Genomic DNA, 1492 nt, shown 5'->3' on the forward strand with positions numbered 1-1492 from the left:
CCCTACCAATGGTAGGCAGAAGGTCAGATGCTAAGTGTCCGCGTGGACACATGCACTCAGACCGTGATGACAGAAAAACAGGACCTTCGAAGCAGACTGGTGGTGGGCCGCCGACGGGATGGTCGGCGGGAATTTGATGAAGATGCCGTGCGGGAGCTGGTCGAGTTTTGCCTGAAGCCGGGGGTATCTATCGCCCGGGCGGCCATGGACCATGACGTCAATCCGAATCAGTTGCGCCGCTGGATCTCGCGCCATCAGCAGCATACGCTGCAAACCCCAACGAGGCCGGACCCGCCGGTGATCGACGGCGTATCGATCGACATTCCGGGCACTGCACGTCGGGTTCCGATGAGTGAAGCGCGGGCATTCGTTCCGGTCGTCACGACTCCGTCGACAGTGCCTGCCGTTTCGCCAGTATTGCCACCGGACACGTCGTTGATGGTGCTCTCGTTACATGTGCGCCTGTCGAATGGTGTCGAATTTGATCTTGGCGAGGCGAGTGTCGATGAGCTGGCCACGGTGATCCAGATGCTCGGGAGGCTGCCGTGTTCCGGTTCGACGAAGGGCTGAAGGTCTACCTGCATCGCGATCCGGTCGACTTCCGCATGGGCATCAACGGATTGTCGATCCTGGTCGAACAGGCAATGCGCCTGAACCTGATGACCTCGGCACTGTTCGTGTTCGGCAACCGCCGTCGCGATCGCATCAAGATTCTCGGCTGGGGCGGCAACGGCTTCTGGTTGCTGCTCAAGCGCCTCGAAGCCGACCGCTTCGTCTGGCCGAACGGGGGCGACACGATCACGCTCAGCGTTGAGCAGTTGCATTGGCTGCTCGACGGCATCGACCTGGCCGTGATCCAGAAGCATCCCCGGCGATATTACGCGCGGATGAGCTGAACACCACGCGGGTGACATGGTCTAATCGGCCATGCCGAACAGCCCCGTCATGCCGAGTGTTGAGGAATACCAGGCACTGCTCGCCGAACGCGATGCGCTGCGCGGTGAGCTTCGACTCGTGACGGCTCAGCGCGATCTGGCCGAGGAGAAACTGCGGGCCTACAAGCACGAACTGTTCGGCGCATCGAGCGAAGCGCGCCATGCCGACCAGCTCGGTCTGTTCAACGAAGCCGAGGCGCTGGCGACGACTACCGACGTGCCCGCGCGCGAGGATATGCCCGGCACATCGGTGGCCGCCCACACGCGAGGCAAGCGCGGGCGCAAACCACTCGATCCGAACCTGCCGCGCGAGGTCGTGCGGCACGAGTTGCCCGAGTCCGAACGGTTCTGCGCGCATGATGGCCATGCTCTCGTCGAGATCGGCGTGGAAACGAGCGAACAGCTCGACGTGATTCCCGAGCAGGTGCGCGTCGTTCAGCACCAGCGGGTCAAGTACGCATGCCCGTGCTGCGACCTCGGCATCAAGGTGACGCCCGCACCGGCGCGCATCGTTCCTCGCGGGCTGCTCACGGAATCCGCGCTGGCGTGGATCATCA

General features: G+C 62.9%; 3 protein-coding genes. All 3 read left to right on the plus strand.

All coding sequences use genetic code 11. The annotated features are described in order from the left end of the window. Positions 1 to 27 precede the first annotated feature (27 nt). A complete protein-coding gene (locus U5A56_RS36775) occupies positions 28 to 570 on the plus strand; it encodes a transposase (RefSeq protein ID WP_257776134.1) in 543 nt (180 codons plus the stop codon). After that, the gene (tnpB, locus tag U5A56_RS36780; RefSeq protein WP_257776135.1) at positions 546 to 896 is read left to right on the plus strand and encodes an IS66 family insertion sequence element accessory protein TnpB; all 351 of its coding nucleotides are present in this window, start codon (positions 546 to 548) and stop codon (positions 894 to 896) included. Before U5A56_RS36775 ends, tnpB begins: the two co-directional genes overlap by 25 nt. Positions 897 to 927: 31 nt before the next feature. Continuing rightward, positions 928 to 1492 (plus strand): IS66 family transposase zinc-finger binding domain-containing protein (locus U5A56_RS36785; RefSeq protein ID WP_321927375.1); only part of this gene is annotated, 565 nt, incomplete at its 3' end.

It is taken from the genome of Burkholderia sp. BCC1998, assembly GCF_905339875.1.
Lineage (GTDB): Bacteria > Pseudomonadota > Gammaproteobacteria > Burkholderiales > Burkholderiaceae > Burkholderia.